This is a genomic window from Psychroflexus sp. MES1-P1E (genome assembly GCF_002836055.1).
In the GTDB taxonomy this organism is placed as follows: domain Bacteria; phylum Bacteroidota; class Bacteroidia; order Flavobacteriales; family Flavobacteriaceae; genus Psychroflexus.
Map to the genome: position 1 here is coordinate 127,690 of NZ_PJBS01000348.1, position 17,850 is coordinate 145,539.

Sequence of the window (17,850 nt, forward strand, 5' to 3'; positions counted from 1 at the left end):
AAAGCAGAGCAGGCAAGCAACTCAATATCAAGCTATCAAAAAATTAAACCCTTTATAATGAAAAAACTAGTTTTCCTTTTATTTGTTAGTCTAAGTTTAATCTCCTGTGAGGCCTTATGGAATAATGATGATGACGGTCTTTATTATCCCTTTCCTGAAGAACCAATCACTTTGTTTGAAATCAATATAGGGAGCTCTGGTCATCGTGTTGCAGAAACGAGCTTAGGCAATTTCGAGGACAACAGAAATGCCATTTTTCAAATTAGGGGTCAGCATTACATGGTAAGTGAGCTAGACCAAAATCCAGATACTGGAGAAATTATTTTTAGATACCAACCTCGTCGAGGTTTTGTAGGCGAAGACTATGTTGAAATCATCGCCCCAACAGATGGAGGTGGAAATCAAATTTTTGAAAGTAAAACTCTTGAGTTTTATATTAAAGTGCATGATTAAATAAAAAAGCGAGACTCTCATCTCGCTTTTTTCTACTTATTCTTCCAGCTATCTCTTAAAGTCACCGTTCTATTAAAAACAAGATTATCTTCTGTAGACTCTCTGTCCACACAGAAATATCCAATACGCTGAAATTGGAATTTGTCTTCCACTTTTGCAGACTTTAAGCTGGGCTCTACATAAGCTTTGCTGACCTGTAAAGAATCAGGATTCACAAAATCTAAAAAGTCTTTGTCTTTATCTGCTGCGGGATCTTCCACAGAGAACAACCTATCGTAAAGCCTAACCTCTACTTCTTTGGCATGAGGAATAGACACCCAATGCAGAGTCCCTTTCACTTTTCTTTGAGAAGCCTCTGTGCCGCTCCCGCTTCTGGTGTCAGCATCATAGGTGCAATGCACTTCTAAAATAGTTCCATCTTCATCTTTCACTACCTCTTCAGCTTTGATGATGTAAGCACTTTTCAAGCGCACCTCTTTACCTAATTTTAAGCGAAAAAATTTACGATTAGCTTCCTCTTTAAAATCTTCTTGTTCTATATATAGTTCTCTAGAAAAGGGAACTTCGCGTTCTCCAGCAGACTCATCTTCTTGGTTATTTTCTGTAGCAAGCCACTCTTCTTTCCCTTCAGGATAATTGGTGATAATCACTTTTAAAGGATCCATCACACCCATTACTCGTGGTGCTTTTTTGTTGAGATCATCTCTTACACAAAATTCCAGATGCGCTACATCTATCATATTTTCTCGCTTACCTATCCCTATACTCTCTGCAAAATTGCGGATAGATTCTGGAGTATAGCCTCGTCGTCGCAAGCCCGAAATAGTCGGCATTCTAGGATCATCCCAAGACTTAACGATATTTTGCTCAACCAGCTGTGCTAATTTTCGTTTACTAACCATGGTATGGCTTAAGTTACGTCGTGCAAACTCTCTTTGTTTTGGGATGAGTTCACCAGCTTGACTTACGCGATCGACAAACCAATTGTAAAGCTCACGATGAGGTAAGAATTCTAGGGTACAGAAAGAATGAGAAATAGATTCTATAAAATCCGATTCCCCATGAGCCCAATCGTACATTGGATAGACTTTCCAGTCTTCTCCTGTGCGATGATGTGCTTTGTGTAAACACCGGTACATCACAGGATCACGCATAATCATATTGGGAGACGCCATATCAATTTTAGCGCGAAGTACATGAGCTTTTTCTGCGGTTCCCCCATTTTTCATCGCTTCAAAAAGCTCTAAATTTTCTTCAACAGAACGCAGTCTATACGGACTGGCAGTTCCTGGCTGAGTAGGAGTTCCTTTTTGAGTCGCAATATCTTCAGACGATTGGCTGTCCACATAAGCATCACCAGCTTTAATTAACTCGACAGCCCAGTCATACAATTTCTGAAAATAATCTGAAGCATAACATTCCTCTGCCCATTCAAAACCAAGCCATTTAACATCGGACTTGATAGACTCTACGAAAACCGTTTCCTCTTTAATAGGATTGGTATCATCAAATCTTAAGTTGACAGGCGCTTTATACTTTAATCCCAAACCAAAGTTCAAACAAATTGATGAAGCATGACCTATATGCAAAAATCCGTTAGGTTCTGGAGGAAACCGAAATTTAAGATCACTTACTTTATAGTCGGTTTTCAAATCTTCTTCAATAATCTGCTCGATGAAGTTCAACGATTTTTTTTCTTCAGACATAATTCAATATTAAGTTGCAAATTTACTCAAATTCACCTTCATATATAGAAGGGTATAAATAAGATTTTGAAGGGTTTATTCTGAATTTAGAAATCGTCTATTCTATACTAAAGTTAATTAGCTTAAGGCTGAAAAACTAATTTCAACCTTCGCCCATTCAGCTATTCTTCTGAAGACTTTATACCAAAGTCAATTGGATACCATGGTCTCTGATTTCTTGAGCCAAGGGGCTACTGATTGCGGAATCGGTAATGATATGATGAATTTCAGAAATATCACATATCTTTCCAAACCCTTTTCGGTTGAATTTAGAAGAGTCTGCTAGAATAATTATTTTTTGAGCCGACTCAATCATCTTCTTATTCAGCATCGCTTCACTAAGGCTTGTTGTAGTACACCCATAACTCATATCGATACCGTCTACCCCAAGAAATAATAAGTTACAGGAAATATTTTCCAAGATCGCCTGAGAAAAATGACCAGTTACCGATGAAGAGCTATGCCTTACATTTCCTCCCAACTGAAGAATATCATAATAAGGAGACTTGGTAAGCTCTAGCGAAACATTAAGTGAAGAAGTGGTTATATTGAGATTACCCTCAATATTAATAGCTTTCGCAAGGGATTGCATGCTTGTCCCAGAACCTATCATAATAGAATCCTCTGGCTTGATTAATTTTACAGCAGCCTCTGCTATTGCATTTTTTTCTTTAACATGAATTTTTTCCTTTTCACTAACGTTCCTGTCATTAATATATGGATTTTCGAAAGTAGCGCCACCGTGTGTCCTAAAAAGAAGCCCTTTGTTTTCAAGCAGTTTTAGGTCCTTTCTTATCGTTACAGCTGATACATTAAACATGTCACAAAGTTCGGAAACACCTATATAACCTTCCTTCTGTAATAAATCTAAAATAGCTTGATGTCGTTTCATTTGCATTTCATTTTGAGATTACTAATATAAAGGATATTAAAACACTAAGGTCGCTAGGCTAGTATTTATAACTACATCCCCTGCATTATTATTACCAATATAGCTTCATTATGTTTCGTTTTAAACTATTTTATATACTTATTCTTTCGTTTTATTATAATTTTATTATATTTGGTTTATATTCGAAATAAGAAAAAATGATAAAGCAACAACTTTTCGACAGAAAACATCTCATTGAAAACGCAAAAAAAGTAAAGGAGTGGGATGTCATTGTAATCGGCGGAGGATCCACTGGTCTTGGAATTGCATTGGATAGCGTCACTAGAGGTTATAGAACTCTTCTTCTGGAACAGTTAGATTATGCCAAAGGAACGTCAAGCAGAAGTACTAAGCTTGTCCATGGTGGTGTGCGTTATCTTGCACAAGCCAATTTTTCTCTAGTTACAGAAGCCTTGAAAGAAAGAGGCCTACTAGAGCAAAATGCTCCGCATCTGGTTAAAAACCAAACCTTTTTGATTCCAAACTACACTTGGTGGGAAGGTCCTTATTATACGCTGGGTTTAAAAGCCTACGACTTTCTTGCTGGAAAATTAAGTTTAGGCGCTTCTAAACATCTGAATAAAAGTGAAACCATTCGTAAGTTAAAAACGATTAAAAGAGATAAATTGAGGGGGAGTGTTAGTTATCAAGATGGTCAATTTGACGATTCCAGACTAGCCGTAAATATTGCACAAACAGCCATTGAAAAAGGGGGCTCTTTACTCAATTATTTTAAGGTTAAAAATTTAACAAAAGACACTGATAATAAAGTATCTGGTGTTCTAGCCATCGATCAAGAAACGAAAGAGGAACATCTCTTTAAAGGAAAAGCTGTTATCAATGCCACAGGAGTTTTTGCAGATGATATTTTGCAAATGGACGAGCCTGGCTCCAAAAATATAATACAACCTAGCCAAGGAGTTCATTTAGTTTTTGATAAAGAGTTTCTTCCTGGAGAAGATGCTCTAATGATACCAAAAACCGATGATGGGAGAGTTCTCTTTGCAGTCCCTTGGCATGATAAAGTGATTGTAGGGACTACAGACGAAATGGTAGATTCTCACACCACAGAGCCTAATGCCTCAGAAAAAGAGGTTGAGTTTATCCTAGAAACCTTCAACCGTTTTATAGAAAAGAAAGCCACACGAGCAGATGTAAAAAGCATATATGCTGGTCTTAGACCACTTGCTGCACCAGAAGATGATGGCGGAAAGACAAAAGAGATTTCCAGAGGACATAAAATCTTCGTTTCAGATACTGGTCTTGTTTCTATTACGGGAGGGAAGTGGACTACCTACAGAAAAATGGCAGAAGATACCCTCGATAAAGTAATCGCTTTAAATAAGCTTCCTAAAAAAGAATGTGTCACAGAACGCCTTTCGATTCATGGCGCTATGGAAACAGAAGAAAGAGGGAATCACCTTTACGTTTATGGTACTGATCAGGTCCATCTTAAAACCTTAATAATAGAAGACCCAAGTCTAGAAGAAAAAATACACCCAGACCTAGAGTTTCAAAATGTAGAAGTTTTATGGGCGGCAAGGCATGAAATGGCAAGAACTGTGGAGGATGTCTTAGCAAGAAGAGTAAGAGTCTTATTTCTAGATGCTAAGCGATCTATTGAAATGGCTCCTAAAGTTGCAGAAATTTTAGCAAAAGAGCTCAATAAAGATAAGCAGTGGATATCCAATCAAGTTGAAGACTATACTCAACTCGCTAAAGGATACCTCATGTAATCTTTTAGCAAATCTAAAATACCAACCTTAACCAGTAACCCTAAAACATATAATTCCATGGAGAAATACATTTTAGCCTTAGACCAAGGAACAACAAGTTCAAGAGCAATTGTGTTTAACAAGAAAGGTGAAATCTATTCTGTTGCTCAAAAAGAAATCACTCAATACTTTCCAAAACCAGGCTGGGTGGAACATGACCCTTTAGAAATTTGGTCTAAACAAGCAGGTGTTGCTGCTGAAGCAACAACCAAAAAAGGACTAAACGGTAAAAATATTGCCGCCATAGGAATCACCAACCAAAGAGAAACAGTGGTCATATGGGATAAACACACTGGAGATCCTATTTATAACGCAATTGTTTGGCAAGATAAACGGACCTCTGACTATTGTGACCAGCTTAAAGCAGACGGTAAAGAAAAGATGATACAAGAAAAGACAGGTCTTGTGATAGATTCCTATTTTTCAGGAACTAAGGTCAAATGGATTCTTGATAATGTTGAGGGAGCAAGAGAAAAAGCAAACGCTGGTGATCTTATTCTTGGAACAATGGATTCGTGGTTAATTTGGAACTTTACCAAAGGAGAACTCCATGTAACAGACGTTACCAATGCTTCTCGGACCATGCTTTTTAACATTCATACTATGGACTGGGATGACGATTTATTGGAATTATTTGACATTCCAAAAAGTATGCTGCCAGAAGTTAAAGATTCAAGTGACGTGTATGGCCATACCAAAACCACAGTATTTGCTTCCAAAATTCCTATTGCGGGTATTGCTGGAGATCAAATGGCTGCCTTGTTTGGCCAAATGTGTACAGAAAAAGGAATGGTGAAAAGCACCTATGGAACAGGCTGTTTTATGCTGATGAATATTGGTGATAAACCTATTATTTCTAAAAACAAATTATTGACTACTGTTGCTTGGAGAATAAATGGTAAAACTGAGTATGCACTAGAAGGGAGTATTTTTATAGGGGGTGCTGTGGTCCAATGGCTAAGAGATGGTTTGGGAATTATTAAAAGATCCCGTGATATTGAAAACTTAGCGACTTCTGTAGAGTCTACAGACGGTGTATATTTTATTCCCGCATTTGCTGGTATTGGTGCTCCATATTGGGACCAAGAAGCGAAAGGTACTATGTTTGGAATTACAAGAGGAACCACTGATGCCCATATTGCAAGAGCTTCTTTAGAAGCTATAGCTTATCAAACTATGGACATTTTAAAAGCAATGGAGGCCGATTCCGAAATCGATATAGAAGAATTACGTGTGGATGGTGGAGCCACTGTTAATGACATGTTGATGCAATTTCAATCGGACGTTTTAAATACCACTACTATAAGACCAAAAGTAACTGAAACCACTGCTTTGGGGGCTGCCTATTTAGCGGGATTGGCGGTTGGTTTTTGGAAAGATATGGAAGAAATTCAGGCCACCTGGAAAGAAGATGTCAAATTTCAACCAACAAAAGACCAAGATAAAATCCAAGACGGTATCAAGGGTTGGTACAGAGCGATTAATGCCCTCCAATTTTGGAGTAAATCTAAATAATTATGACACCATTTATAGCAGAAATATTAGGGACAGCTATACTTATTCTTCTTGGAGGAGGAGTGGTTGCTAGTTGTGTATTAAAAGAAACCAAAAGCAGCGGCTCTGGGTGGATCGTTATTACCACAGGTTGGGCTATGGCCGTCTTTATAGGAGTGCTTGTTGCTGCTCCTTATAGCGGAGCGCATATTAACCCAGCAGTAACTTTAGCCTTAGCTCTTGAAGGAAGCTTTCCTTGGAAAGATGTGCCTGTGTATATTTTAGCTCAACTTATTGGAGCAATGATAGGTTCAGGGACCGTTTATGTCCTTTTTAAAGATCATTTTGACGCCTCAGAAGATGCTTTAGGAAAACGGGCCATCTTTTGTACAGATCCAGCGATTTCGAATACATTCAGGAATTTATTAAGTGAAATTGTGGGGACTTTCGTACTGATTATCGCTGTTTTTTATATCACTGGTGCAGAGTTGCATGGTGAAAATGGTGCTCCCGTTGGACTTGGAGCTGTTGGTGCAGTTCCTATTGCGTTTGTCGTGTGGAGTATCGGTTTATCCTTAGGGGGACTTACAGGATATGCCATAAATCCTGCAAGAGATTTAGGACCTAGAATTATGCACTTCCTCCTTCCTATTAAAGGAAAGACTGATAGCAACTGGTCGTATGGGTGGATCCCTGTTATAGGACCATTTATAGGTGCATCACTGGCTACTTTACTTCATTTAATGCTTAGCTAAAAACCCAAATGATGATACATTTTATAAAAATAATAGGACTTTTTATAGTCCTAAACACTACTGCTTTGTCTTATGGTCAAAAAGATTATGGAAGAATTCTTAATTTACCTAAAAAGAATTTAGAGACCAAAGAGGATAACGACTCCTATCGTCCATTTAATTTTAACTTAACGGTAAAAAACATGCACTTATGGCGAGGGTATCGTGTGACAGATGAAGCTATGACTGCCGCTAATGTATATTATGAATCCAAGAATGGAAAATTTAAGGCTGGACTTTGGGGAGGTGTAGGATTTGCAGGAAATTATACTGAATTTGACTACTACCTGTCTTACGAGCACAACAACTGGACGTTTGCTATTTGGGATATCAACAATTACACCGATTTTCCAAATGCTAAAATTTTCAACTACGACAGAGCTGAAACCTCTCACTTTATAGATGTTTCTATAACTCATAGATTAGAACAAACCCCCTTACAGTTTTCTTGGAGTACCATAGTTCAAGGTCGGGATACCTATATAAATTCCAATGGTGACTTACGAAATGCTTTCACAAATTACGTAGAAGCTTCCTACAGTATTGCCGATGGTAAAAACTGGAATTTAAGTGCGTATGTTGGCGCAGCATTTTCATTTGTAAGTGATGCTAACTTTTATGGAGATGAAACCGGTTTCAACAATTTTGGATTATCTTATACAAAAGATTTAAAGATCCTAGATAAGTATACTCTTCCTTTAGCCGCTACTGTCATGTGGAACAATTTACAAGATTATGGTGCTTTACAAATCGCTGTTGATTTATTTTAACGCAGCTCACTAGATCAGAATATCACATCAGATTTCTTTTGATTTTGGGTATCGAAAAAGTTCAAGTGTAGAATAAGTTAGCATAAACCTTAGCATTCACTGGAACCCTTAGCTGGGGATTAATACCAATTTAAACCTATAATGTCGCAATAAATCATTTCTTTTTCGCCTGCTTTTTATTAAAAATAATTACCGTAACTAAGGCTATGCTAATTATTTTTAACCTCAATTAGTCAAAAAATAATTCAATTTATTTATACGACATTATAAATTTAATTTGGTATAAGATCTAATTGAAGGCACTAGGAAATCATTTGAACATTATTTTTTAGCCGTTTTCACGTTTCTGTATTAAACAGTAAAAGTCCCTTTCTACAGCTGAAAGGGACTTTTACTTTTTTTAATATTAGATATTTATTTAAATTTCACTACCAAATCATCTGAGTATACCATTATTCCTGAATTTAGTATAATATCACTAACTTCTCCGTCAGTATTAGCGGTTACAGTCGTTTCCATTTTCATAGCTTCAATAATGAATAAAGGTTGATTCTTTTTGACCTTGTCTCCTTTCTTCACCAAAACTTCAGTTAATGAACCTTGCAGCGGAGCACCTACATGTTTGTCATCCGATTTATCAGCTTTTTGATGAGCTACTTTTTCGACCTTAACATTGTTATCTCTCACAAGGATATTTCGAGTTTGACCGTTAACCTTAAAGAATACAGTGACCATTCCATCTTCATCCGTTTCACCTATTGAAACTAACGTAATCAATAAGGTTTTTCCTCTATCCAACTCCACCACAATTTCTTCACCAGCTTCCATTCCGTAGAAGAAATTTTTCGTTGGAATATTGTGTACACTTCCGTACTTTGTATGATGGTTATAAGCGTCTGTGAAAACTTTAGGATAGAGTTTATACGATATGAAATCTTCAAAATCTAAGATTCTGTCAATTCCATCAGAGAACATGTCTTGAAAATCTTTAAATTCTTTTTTAAAATCTACAGGATCTAAATGGGCGTTAGGTCGGTCTGTATATGGCTTTTCTCCTTTTAAAATTATTTTCTGAATTTTCTTTGGGAAACCACCAACAGGCTGTCCTAAGTCTCCTTTGAAAAAGCTAACAACCGATTGAGGGAAGGATAAGTTTTCACCATTTTCCAGCACATCTTCAATAGTCAAATTATTACTCACAAGATATTGAGCCATATCGCCCACCACTTTTGAACTTGGGGTCACTTTAATTATGTCTCCAAAAAGCAGATTTACTTTGGCGTACATATCTGTAATTTCGTGGAAACGATCTGATAACCCTAAAGATTCTGCCTGTGGTTTAAGATTGGAATACTGTCCACCTGGGATTTCGTGAGTATAGACTTCTCCTGTTCCAGATTTTAGGCCAGACTCAAACGGATAATAATAAGTTCTCACTTGCTCCCAATAGATAGAATATTCATTCAACTTCTCATTATTGATTTTATTTTCTCTAGGATGGTATTTCATGATCTCAACCAGAGAGTTAAAATTAGGTTGGGACGTAAGCCCAGATAATCCCCCAAGCGCCACATCTACGACATCTACCCCAGCTTCTATAGCATTCATATAAGTGGCCCCTTGCATGGAAGAAGTATCATGAGTATGCAAATGGATTGGGATTTTAATTTCAGATTTTAAGGCTAAAATAAGCTCTGTTGCTGCCTTTGGTTTTAATAAACCAGCCATATCTTTAACGGCAAGAATATGAGCACCAGCATTTTCAAGATCTTTGGCTAGTTGTATATAGTACTTAAGCGTATACTTGGTTCGGTTTGGATCCATGATATCTCCTGTATAACACATGGATGCTTCTGCCAGACCTCCCGTGTTTTTTCTTACATACTCGATACATGGGACAATAGATTTCATCCAGTTTTGAGAATCAAATATTCTAAAAATATCCACCCCATTATTCCAAGATTCGGTAACGAAACGTTCTATCAGATTGTCCGGATAAGCGGTATAACCAACTCCATTGGAACCTCTCAGCAGCATTTGTAATAAAATATTGGGCACAGCTTCTCTAAACATACGAAGTCTTTCCCAGGGATTTTCTTTTAAAAATCGCATGCAGACATCGAAGGTTGCTCCTCCCCAGACCTCCATACTAAAAACTTCGGGATGATCTTTAGCAAAATTGGCCGCTACTTTTTGCATATCAAAGGTTCGCATTCTAGTGGCCAACAAGCTTTGATGCCCATCTCGCATGGTCGTATCTGTGTAGTGAATTTTCTTTTCGTTGGTTAACCATTTAGAAAATTCTTCAGGACCCAATTCGGTTAATAAATCTTTAGTCCCTTTTTGATAGGGTGATTTTAGTATACTCTTAGGCACTTCTGGGATTAAAAACCTTGGGTTTTTAATCGTATTCTTTACATCTGCATTTCCATTCACGGTAATATCTCCTAGAAAATTCACCGTTTTGGTTGCTCGGTTTCTTGGCTCCTTGATATCGAAGAGCTCTGGGGTATTTTTAATATAGTTGACCGTGACTTTTCCCTCTCTGAAAGTGGCATCCTTTAGAATATTATCTAAAAAGGCCATATTAGTTTTAACACCTCGCACTCTAAACTCCGCTAGAGCACGACGCATTTTCTTACACGCATCGTCCAAAGTTCTGCTACTTGCAGAAACTTTTACCAGCATAGAATCGAAGAACGGAGAAATCTTAACCCCCTGGTAAACACTCCCTGCATCTAGCCGTATCCCAAAACCTGATGCACTCCTATAGGTAGAGATAATTCCATAATCTGGTTTGAAATCATTTTTTGGATCTTCTGTAGTGATTCTACATTGTACAGCAAAACCAGTGATAGATACCGATTCTTGATTGGGAATATTAATTTCTTCATCCGATAGTTTATAGTTATCGGCTATGTATAATTGTGTTTTGATGAGGTCTATCCCTGTGACCACCTCAGTAACGGTGTGCTCCACTTGCACCCGGGGATTGACTTCTATAAAGTAAATACTACCATCATCATCCACAAGAAATTCTACCGTACCAATGTTGTTATAATTTACAGCTTTACAAATTTTTATAGCATAGCTATAGAGTTTGTTCTTAACGGTTTCATCCAAGTCTTTAGATGGTGCAAATTCAATAACTTTTTGATAGCGCCTTTGTACAGAACAATCTCTTTCAAATAGATGTAGGGTATTTCCAAAATTATCTGCGACAATTTGGATTTCAATATGCTTTGGATTTTCGATAAATTTCTCCAGAAACACGGTTTCATCACCAAATGCATTTTTGGCCTCTCTCCTAGATTCACCATAAGCTTTTTCAAGCTCTCCCATGCTTCTCAACACTCTCATACCTCGTCCACCACCACCAGAAGCTGCCTTGAGCATTAAAGGAAAACCAATTCGCTCAGCTTCCTCGGTCGCAATCTCCAAAGTGTCTAACTCTTTTTTATTGCTTTCTATAACAGGGACATCACTTTTAATCGCCACTTTTTTGGCGGTTATTTTGTCTCCTAAAGATTTCAGCACATCCACTTTAGGGCCTACAAATATGATATCATTATCGGCACAGGCTTGAGCAAATTTTGAATTTTCAGAAAGAAAACCATAGCCAGGGTGGATAGCGTCTACGCCATTCTCCATAGCAACCCGAATAATCTCTTCAATATCTAAATAAGGTTTTAAAGGTTCCTTATCATCTCCAACTTGGTAAGATTCATCTGCTTTATATCTATGTAAAGAATACCTGTCTTCGTATGTATAAATTCCAACAGTTCTTATACCGATTTCTGTACAAGCGCGAAAAATTCTTATAGCGATTTCACCTCTGTTAGCAACTAAAACTTTATTGATGTTCATTCTATTTATCTTTAATTTAAAAATGTTTCCGCTTGGCTTTAAAGTTATTAAATAAATTGGTGAGCCCTACTTTATTGCTAATTTTTAAGAAAAAAAAGATGAATTATTTCGTATATCCCTTATGAAAGACTCCTCATTTAGCTTAATTAATAAAGAACTCGCGTTTTCTCAACTCACCAAAAAAGATAAGACTGGCATTTGTTTTATTCTATAAAGCCTATCGATTAGGTTGCACAGAAAGAACTATTCCATTTAACTTCAAGCTTTCTCTGCAGTTCCCTAAACTGGATTTAATAGGTATACATCCCCATTTTGGGAACCAATCGTTTTTCAAGGTTGATCTCGTAAACCTATTTACATCTAAAACTTAGCCTTTTGAAAATGTTTGACACCATTTTTTCTTTATAGGAACTTCCAAGGCTACAAAGTCTTTATGCAATTAAAAAAATGCAGCCGCACAATTAAGAAATCGAAAAAAAAAGCTTTATTTTTAGGCTTAGACAAAGTTCTGATATAGTTATCATTAATTTATAGAACTATTTACCTTAAACATAAATGGAAACAAACATATTTAAGCACTTTATTTTGAGTTTAAGCGTGATAATTAGAGAGAGAAAAAATCGTTTTCTTAACTTATAATAAATTAGAATAAATATTAGAGTTCACGTACCCAAATATTTCGAAAACTCACTCCACTCTTGTCTTGGTGATCTTGTAATTTGATTGGTGCTTTCCCGTGTGGTTTGTTTATTGGTAGACCAATGTATTCTGTAGTACCTAATATCTCAAAATGATCCTGAATAAGCACCCCATTATGTAATGCCGTAATATAAGCTGACTTTATTTTATTACCAACGGCATCAAAAATGGGTTGGCGATAGATGATTTCATAAGTGTTCCACTTACCAGTTGGTGCAGAGACCCTTGCAAGAGGAATAGATTGTTTATAGACAGACCCGACTTGGCCATTTACATAAGTTTCATTGTTGTTATTATCAAGTATTTGTAACTCGTAACGATTTTGCAAAAACACACCACTATTACTTTTATTTTGACCAGTCACACTACTTTCTGGATTAGAACGCCACTCAATATGTAATTGAACATCTCCAAAATTTTGCTTGGTTTGGATATCGCCTGTTTTGTCTTTTACCGTCATACTCCCGTCATCATTCATTATCCATTTTACAGTTGTGGAATCTACAGATGATGTCCATCTGTCAAAGTTTGAGCCATCAAATAAGACGAGAGCATCTGAAGGAATTTTTGAAATAGGATCAACGTTTATTTGTTTGGGTTGGGGTTTCCACACTTCTGTTTCTTCAGGTTTTGTAAATTCTTTTTTTTCTACAGCTGTAGTTTCTTTGCTTTGTTTGTCTTGGGTTTGGGCTTCTGAATTTTTATTTTGGCAACTTGTTAATCCAATACAAAACAGACCTATCCAAATATATTTGTTCATAGTTTAATGGTTTAAAAAATATTAAATACCTAATATGCGTCTCAAATAAGCTTCATCAGTTTGGGAGCCTCCTGCAAAGTCATCAAAAGCTTTAGTGGTTGCCTCGATAATATGTTTATTGATAAAAGGAGCGCCTTCTCTGGCACCTTGTTCAGCGCTTTTTATCACACATTCCCACTCCAAAACAGCCCAGACATCGCAACCATACTCCGTTAATTTAGAAAAAATGGTTTTAAAATCAACTTGTCCGTCACCTGGTGAACGGTATCTACCAGCACGATCTTTCCAATCGTTATAACCTCCAAAGGCCCCCTTCTTACCTGTTGGATTGAACTCAGAATCTTTGACATGAAAGGCCTTTATAAATTCTTTATAGTGATCTATAAATGCTATATAATCTAACTGTTGAAGAACAAAGTGTGAAGGATCATACAAAATATTTACTCTTTTATGGTTACCCGTGGCAGCTAAAAAACGTTCAAAGGTATCCCCGTCATGAATATCTTCTACGGGGTGTACTTCATAACAAACATCAACACCAGCATTATCAAAAGCATTAAGAATAGGTTTCCAGCGTTCTGCAAGTTCTTTAAAACCTTCTTTTACTAAACCTTTAGGTTGTTGTGGCCATGGGTGCATCATAGGCCATAAAAGTGAACCAGAAAAAGTGGCATGTACATTTATTTTTAGGCGTTGGCTAGCTTCAGCGGCATATTTAAGTTGTTGAACAGCCCAAGCAGTTCGCTCCTTTGGCTTACCTTTTAAGCGGTCTGGAGCAAAGACATCAAACATCAAATCGTGTGCAGGATGTACAGCCACTAATTGCCCTTGAATATGAGTTGATAGTTCTGTTATCTCTAAGCCATAACTATTGATTGTTCCTTTGATTTCATCAGCATAGGTTTGGCTCTTGGCCGCTTTTTCTAAGTCGATGAGGCGGGTATCTGTAGTTGGTATTTGTATGCCTTTATAGCCTAAATTACTAGCCCATTTACAGAGGTTGTCCAAAGTATCAAATGGTGGTTTATCGTCCATAAATTGAGCTAAAAATATAGCTGGACCTTTAATAGTTTTCATGATTAAGTGTTTTCAATTTTAATCCATATATTTCCTTTATGATGAGACTCTACAGCTTTTTCAATAAAATTCATACCTCGTGTGCCGTCTAAAATAGTTGGGAATTCTGCAGGATTGTAAGGTTCGTTGGAAACAGCTTTAGCTACACCTTTGTAGATGTTACCCATAGCGTCAAAAATACCCTCTGGATGTCCTGGTGGAAGTTTGGTACCGTCTAAAGCTAATTCAGAATTATAAGTGTGTCCTGGTTTAAGAACTTGCAGAGCTTTTCCCTCTTCCATCAAAAAGAGGTAATTAGGATTTTCTTGCTCCCATCTCAATCCAGCCTTATCTCCATAAATTTTCACTATAAAACTATTTTCTTCTCCTGTAGCTATCTGGCTTGTACAAATAACACCTTTGGCTTGCTTGTTTAAACGAAGAAGGACGGTGGCATCTACGTCCATTTTATTATCCTTGTACACAAAATTTAAATCAGATAAGACAGATTCTATCTTAAGATCACTCACATATTCAATCATGTTAAAAGCATGCGTGCCAATATCTCCTAAACAACAACTTATACCAGATTTATCTGGGTCTAAGCGCCAAATGCTCGAACGCTGTTTTACATCATGAATAATGGGATTTATCCAGCCTTGATAGTATTGAGCATCTACTTTTTGAATTTTTCCAATGGCACCGCTCAAAACCATTTCACGCATTTGTCTAACCATTGGGTAACCTGTATAGGTGTAGGTTACAGCAAAAACGCTTTTTGTATTTTGTAAGGTTTTTTGTAAGATTTTAGCTTCTTCAAGAGTAGTTGTCATGGGTTTTTCACAGATGACATTAAAACCATTTTCTAACAATTTTTTAGCCATGGGGAAATGCAAAAAATTGGGAGTAAGCACAGATACCACTTGCATCCGTTCAGACTGAGGAAGCTTTAGCTCTTTATCTACTAAAGTCTCTAAGTCTTTGTAAACACGATGACTTGGCAAGTCTATTGATTTGGCAAAATCGAGGCTATCGGCATAATTTACATTAAAAACTCCGCCTACAATTTGATATTTATCGTGCATAGCTGAAGCAATGCGGTGAAGGATACCTATAAGAGAATCGCTACCGCCACCCAAAATGCCTAGCCTTATTTTTTTTGACATAAGTTATGCTTTATATTTAATGGTTTCATTTTTAAAGAATAATCCAAATAATATGAGAACGCCAACAGCAAAAATGGCAGGAAATAACCAAACGTCTTGCCAAGTGTGTGTTCCATCTGCTAAAGCGTTCTTATCTACAATTTGTCCAGCGACCCAAAATCCAATCAACATTCCAATGCCATAGGTGGCTAAAGTGATGAGGCCTTGTGCTGCATTTTTGTACTTTTCTCCAGCTTTGGAGTCGGTATAAATTTGACCTGAAACAAAGAAAAAATCATAGCAAATTCCGTGTAGGGCAATACCTAATATCAGCATGAAAAATAAATCACCTGAATTACCAAAGGCAAAAAGGGCATAGCGAACACCCCAAGCTAACATTCCAAAAAGCAAAGTCTTTTTAAACCCATATTTTTTAAAGAAAAAGGGCAATAAAAGCATAAAAAACACCTCAGAAACTTGACCTAAGGAAGCCCATGCTGTAGAATTTTCAACCTTTAATTCTGTAAGAAAAGGGCTGATGTTTTGGTAGTAAAATGCCAATGGAATACAAATAAGCACAGATGACATAAAGAATACTAAAAAGTTTCTGTCTTTTAAAAGTTTGAGTGCATCTAAGCCTAAAATTTCAGATAAACTTAAAGCACCCCCTTTATTTTGGGGTGGAGTTTTGGGTAAAGAAAAACTATATAGCCCTAAAACTGCTGAAGCAATGGCTACCATCATAAAAGTATTGGAGAGCATACCATTTGCAATATTCTCTGCGGCATCCCATTTAAACACAAAGCTGATAATTAGGCCAGCAACAATCCAACCCAATGTTCCAAAGACCCTAACATAAGGAAAGTATTTGGCAGGATCTTTCATTTGGTAAAATGAAATTGAATTGACTAGAGCTAAAGTAGGCATATACACAATCATATAGCCTAAGATATAAGGATAAAACTCTGAAAAACCGCTGGCTTGAGACATTTGATACATCAAAACAGCACCCATGAGGTGAAGTACCGCTAAAATACGTTCAGCATTAAAAAACCTATCGGCAATAAGTCCTATGATAAATGGCGCAACTATAGCTCCCCATGATTGTGTAGAGAAAGCCATAGCTGTCTCGGCTCCAGAAGACTCTAAGTTATTTCCCATAAAAGAGCCTAAGGTTACGAACCATCCGCCCCAGATGAAAAACTCCAAAAACATCATTATAGACAATTGTATGAACCTAGATACTTTCATAGTGGTATAAATTAAGTTAGTTTATGGATTCTGATGATTTCAATAATAAATTTTTAATGGCTTCAACCCCCTCTTTTTCACTTAGTCTATCCCCCTCATACTCAACGCCAATATAGCCATTGTATCCAGAATCTTTAACCAATTTAAGGATACGCATAAAATCTAAAGTGGTTTCGTTTCCATTTTCATCAAAGTCATAAGCTTTAGCACTTACTGCTTTTGCTTCTGCCAACATCAATTCAATACCTTGATATTTATCAGGAAATTCTTCAAGACACTCCCCCCAATTTTCCCCTCCTTTTCGTTTTGTGCACCAATTACCGAAATCTGGTAAGGTTCCACAATTTTCCATATCTACCTGTTCGATAGCTTCCATCAACAAAGGAGCATCAGAAGAAAGCCAGCCATGATTTTCACAAAGTATATTGATGTTTTTGGTCTCAGCATATTCTGAAAGTTTTTGGAGACCATCAACCACAGAAGGTAACCATTCCTCTGGGTCATTTGTTCCAAAAGTATTAACTCGAATAGAATGACAGCCAAGTTTTTGAGCAGCATCTACCCATTTTTTGTGGTTCTCTACAGCTTGATTTCTGATGGCTGTAACTGGGCTTGCTAAATCGCCTTCGCCATCAACCATAATAAGCACATTATCCATACCTTGTTTTTTACTTAGTATTTTAAGTGAATCAATCACAGCAATAAAACCCAAAGAATCGATTTGCTTGGCATAGATATGATTGACATATTCTAGACCTTCAAAGCCCATATTTTTTGCTATTTCAGCAAATTTAAAGGGATCTACTCCTTGTTCATTAAAAGAACGATGAAGAGACCATTGGGCTAACGAGAGTTTAAAAAAAGGTTTAGTCTCGGCCTTTACAATTCTAGTTTCTGAATTTTCGTCAGAATTATTTTTTGACTTATTGCAACTTGTCAATAAAGTAATAAACAGAAAACAAAAAACAAAATGGAGTAAAATAGAACGTTTCATTAAAATTAAATTATTTGGTTTTTAATATCAAAAGATCATATTTAAAATTGTGTTGAAGTTTATCCAATCCAAAAAATTGGGTAAACTTCATTCGATGTATTTAAATTATTTTAAAT

At 36.7% G+C, this 17,850-nt stretch carries 13 protein-coding genes; 5 read left to right on the plus strand and 8 right to left on the minus strand.

Annotation, left to right across the window (positions count from 1 at the left end):
* Window positions 1–57 precede the first annotated feature (57 nt).
* Window positions 58–453: a hypothetical protein gene (locus CXF67_RS16290; protein WP_102089702.1), complete on the plus strand. Its 396-nt coding sequence runs from the start codon at window positions 58–60 to the stop codon at window positions 451–453.
* 32 nt (window positions 454–485) lie between these two features.
* Here the strand turns inward: CXF67_RS16290 and CXF67_RS16295 are convergent, their stop codons facing one another.
* Window positions 486–2,159: a glutamine--tRNA ligase/YqeY domain fusion protein gene (locus CXF67_RS16295; RefSeq protein WP_102089703.1), complete on the minus strand. Its 1,674-nt coding sequence runs from the start codon at window positions 2,157–2,159 to the stop codon at window positions 486–488.
* Between the two features lie 178 nt (window positions 2,160–2,337).
* Window positions 2,338–3,090, minus strand: coding sequence for a DeoR/GlpR family DNA-binding transcription regulator (locus tag CXF67_RS16300; RefSeq protein ID WP_102089744.1), 753 nt, complete (start codon window positions 3,088–3,090; stop codon window positions 2,338–2,340).
* Window positions 3,091–3,287: 197 nt separating this feature from the next.
* On the opposite strand from CXF67_RS16300, the gene CXF67_RS16305 reads away from it, so the two are divergent.
* From CXF67_RS16305 to CXF67_RS16320, 4 genes are read left to right on the plus strand one after another with little or no spacing between them, the layout of a single operon-like run.
* Window positions 3,288–4,865, plus strand: coding sequence for a glycerol-3-phosphate dehydrogenase/oxidase (locus CXF67_RS16305; protein ID WP_102089704.1), 1,578 nt, complete (start codon window positions 3,288–3,290; stop codon window positions 4,863–4,865).
* A gap of 57 nt (window positions 4,866–4,922) precedes the next feature.
* Complete coding sequence (glpK, locus tag CXF67_RS16310; RefSeq protein ID WP_102089705.1) at window positions 4,923–6,419, plus strand: glycerol kinase GlpK; 1,497 nt, start codon at window positions 4,923–4,925, stop codon at window positions 6,417–6,419.
* A gap of 2 nt (window positions 6,420–6,421) precedes the next feature.
* The gene (locus CXF67_RS16315; protein WP_102089706.1) at window positions 6,422–7,153 is read left to right on the plus strand and encodes an MIP/aquaporin family protein; all 732 of its coding nucleotides are present in this window, start codon (window positions 6,422–6,424) and stop codon (window positions 7,151–7,153) included.
* A gap of 11 nt (window positions 7,154–7,164) precedes the next feature.
* On the plus strand, window positions 7,165–7,962 hold the full coding sequence (locus CXF67_RS16320) for a hypothetical protein (protein ID WP_102089707.1): 798 nt from the start codon (window positions 7,165–7,167) through the stop codon (window positions 7,960–7,962).
* 414 nt (window positions 7,963–8,376) lie between these two features.
* Here the strand turns inward: CXF67_RS16320 and CXF67_RS16325 are convergent, their stop codons facing one another.
* The 6 genes from CXF67_RS16325 to CXF67_RS16350 all read right to left on the minus strand — a co-directional run bounded on the left by CXF67_RS16325 (window position 8,377) and on the right by CXF67_RS16350 (window position 17,734).
* Complete coding sequence (locus CXF67_RS16325) at window positions 8,377–11,829, minus strand: pyruvate carboxylase (RefSeq protein WP_102089708.1); 3,453 nt, start codon at window positions 11,827–11,829, stop codon at window positions 8,377–8,379.
* Between the two features lie 655 nt (window positions 11,830–12,484).
* The gene (locus tag CXF67_RS16330; protein ID WP_102089709.1) at window positions 12,485–13,288 is read right to left on the minus strand and encodes a 3-keto-disaccharide hydrolase; all 804 of its coding nucleotides are present in this window, start codon (window positions 13,286–13,288) and stop codon (window positions 12,485–12,487) included.
* Between the two features lie 21 nt (window positions 13,289–13,309).
* Complete coding sequence (locus tag CXF67_RS16335) at window positions 13,310–14,365, minus strand: sugar phosphate isomerase/epimerase family protein (protein ID WP_102089710.1); 1,056 nt, start codon at window positions 14,363–14,365, stop codon at window positions 13,310–13,312.
* Between the two features lie 2 nt (window positions 14,366–14,367).
* Window positions 14,368–15,510 carry a Gfo/Idh/MocA family protein gene (locus CXF67_RS16340; RefSeq protein WP_102089711.1) on the minus strand — a complete coding sequence of 381 codons (1,143 nt, stop codon included), beginning with the start codon at window positions 15,508–15,510 and terminating at the stop codon, window positions 14,368–14,370.
* A gap of 3 nt (window positions 15,511–15,513) precedes the next feature.
* Window positions 15,514–16,740: an MFS transporter gene (locus tag CXF67_RS16345; protein ID WP_102089712.1), complete on the minus strand. Its 1,227-nt coding sequence runs from the start codon at window positions 16,738–16,740 to the stop codon at window positions 15,514–15,516.
* Between the two features lie 16 nt (window positions 16,741–16,756).
* Window positions 16,757–17,734 carry a sugar phosphate isomerase/epimerase family protein gene (locus CXF67_RS16350; RefSeq protein ID WP_102089713.1) on the minus strand — a complete coding sequence of 326 codons (978 nt, stop codon included), beginning with the start codon at window positions 17,732–17,734 and terminating at the stop codon, window positions 16,757–16,759.
* Window positions 17,735–17,850 lie beyond the last annotated feature (116 nt).

What these genes read in the sequence shown, in the direction of transcription:
- CXF67_RS16330 (WP_102089709.1), bottom strand. Translation starts at nt 13,288, where the DNA reads ATGAACAAATATATTTGGATAGGTCTGTTTTGTATTGGATTAACAAGT.
- CXF67_RS16335 (WP_102089710.1), bottom strand. Translation starts at nt 14,365, where the DNA reads ATGAAAACTATTAAAGGTCCAGCTATATTTTTAGCTCAATTTATGGAC.
- CXF67_RS16300 (WP_102089744.1), bottom strand. Translation starts at nt 3,090, where the DNA reads ATGAAACGACATCAAGCTATTTTAGATTTATTACAGAAGGAAGGTTAT.
- CXF67_RS16350 (WP_102089713.1), bottom strand. Translation starts at nt 17,734, where the DNA reads ATGAAACGTTCTATTTTACTCCATTTTGTTTTTTGTTTTCTGTTTATT.
- CXF67_RS16290 (WP_102089702.1), top strand. Translation starts at nt 58, where the DNA reads ATGAAAAAACTAGTTTTCCTTTTATTTGTTAGTCTAAGTTTAATCTCC.
- CXF67_RS16320 (WP_102089707.1), top strand. Translation starts at nt 7,165, where the DNA reads ATGATACATTTTATAAAAATAATAGGACTTTTTATAGTCCTAAACACT.
- CXF67_RS16315 (WP_102089706.1), top strand. Translation starts at nt 6,422, where the DNA reads ATGACACCATTTATAGCAGAAATATTAGGGACAGCTATACTTATTCTT.
- glpK (WP_102089705.1), top strand. Translation starts at nt 4,923, where the DNA reads ATGGAGAAATACATTTTAGCCTTAGACCAAGGAACAACAAGTTCAAGA.
- CXF67_RS16295 (WP_102089703.1), bottom strand. Translation starts at nt 2,159, where the DNA reads ATGTCTGAAGAAAAAAAATCGTTGAACTTCATCGAGCAGATTATTGAA.
- CXF67_RS16340 (WP_102089711.1), bottom strand. Translation starts at nt 15,510, where the DNA reads ATGTCAAAAAAAATAAGGCTAGGCATTTTGGGTGGCGGTAGCGATTCT.
- CXF67_RS16325 (WP_102089708.1), bottom strand. Translation starts at nt 11,829, where the DNA reads ATGAACATCAATAAAGTTTTAGTTGCTAACAGAGGTGAAATCGCTATA.
- CXF67_RS16305 (WP_102089704.1), top strand. Translation starts at nt 3,288, where the DNA reads ATGATAAAGCAACAACTTTTCGACAGAAAACATCTCATTGAAAACGCA.
- CXF67_RS16345 (WP_102089712.1), bottom strand. Translation starts at nt 16,740, where the DNA reads ATGAAAGTATCTAGGTTCATACAATTGTCTATAATGATGTTTTTGGAG.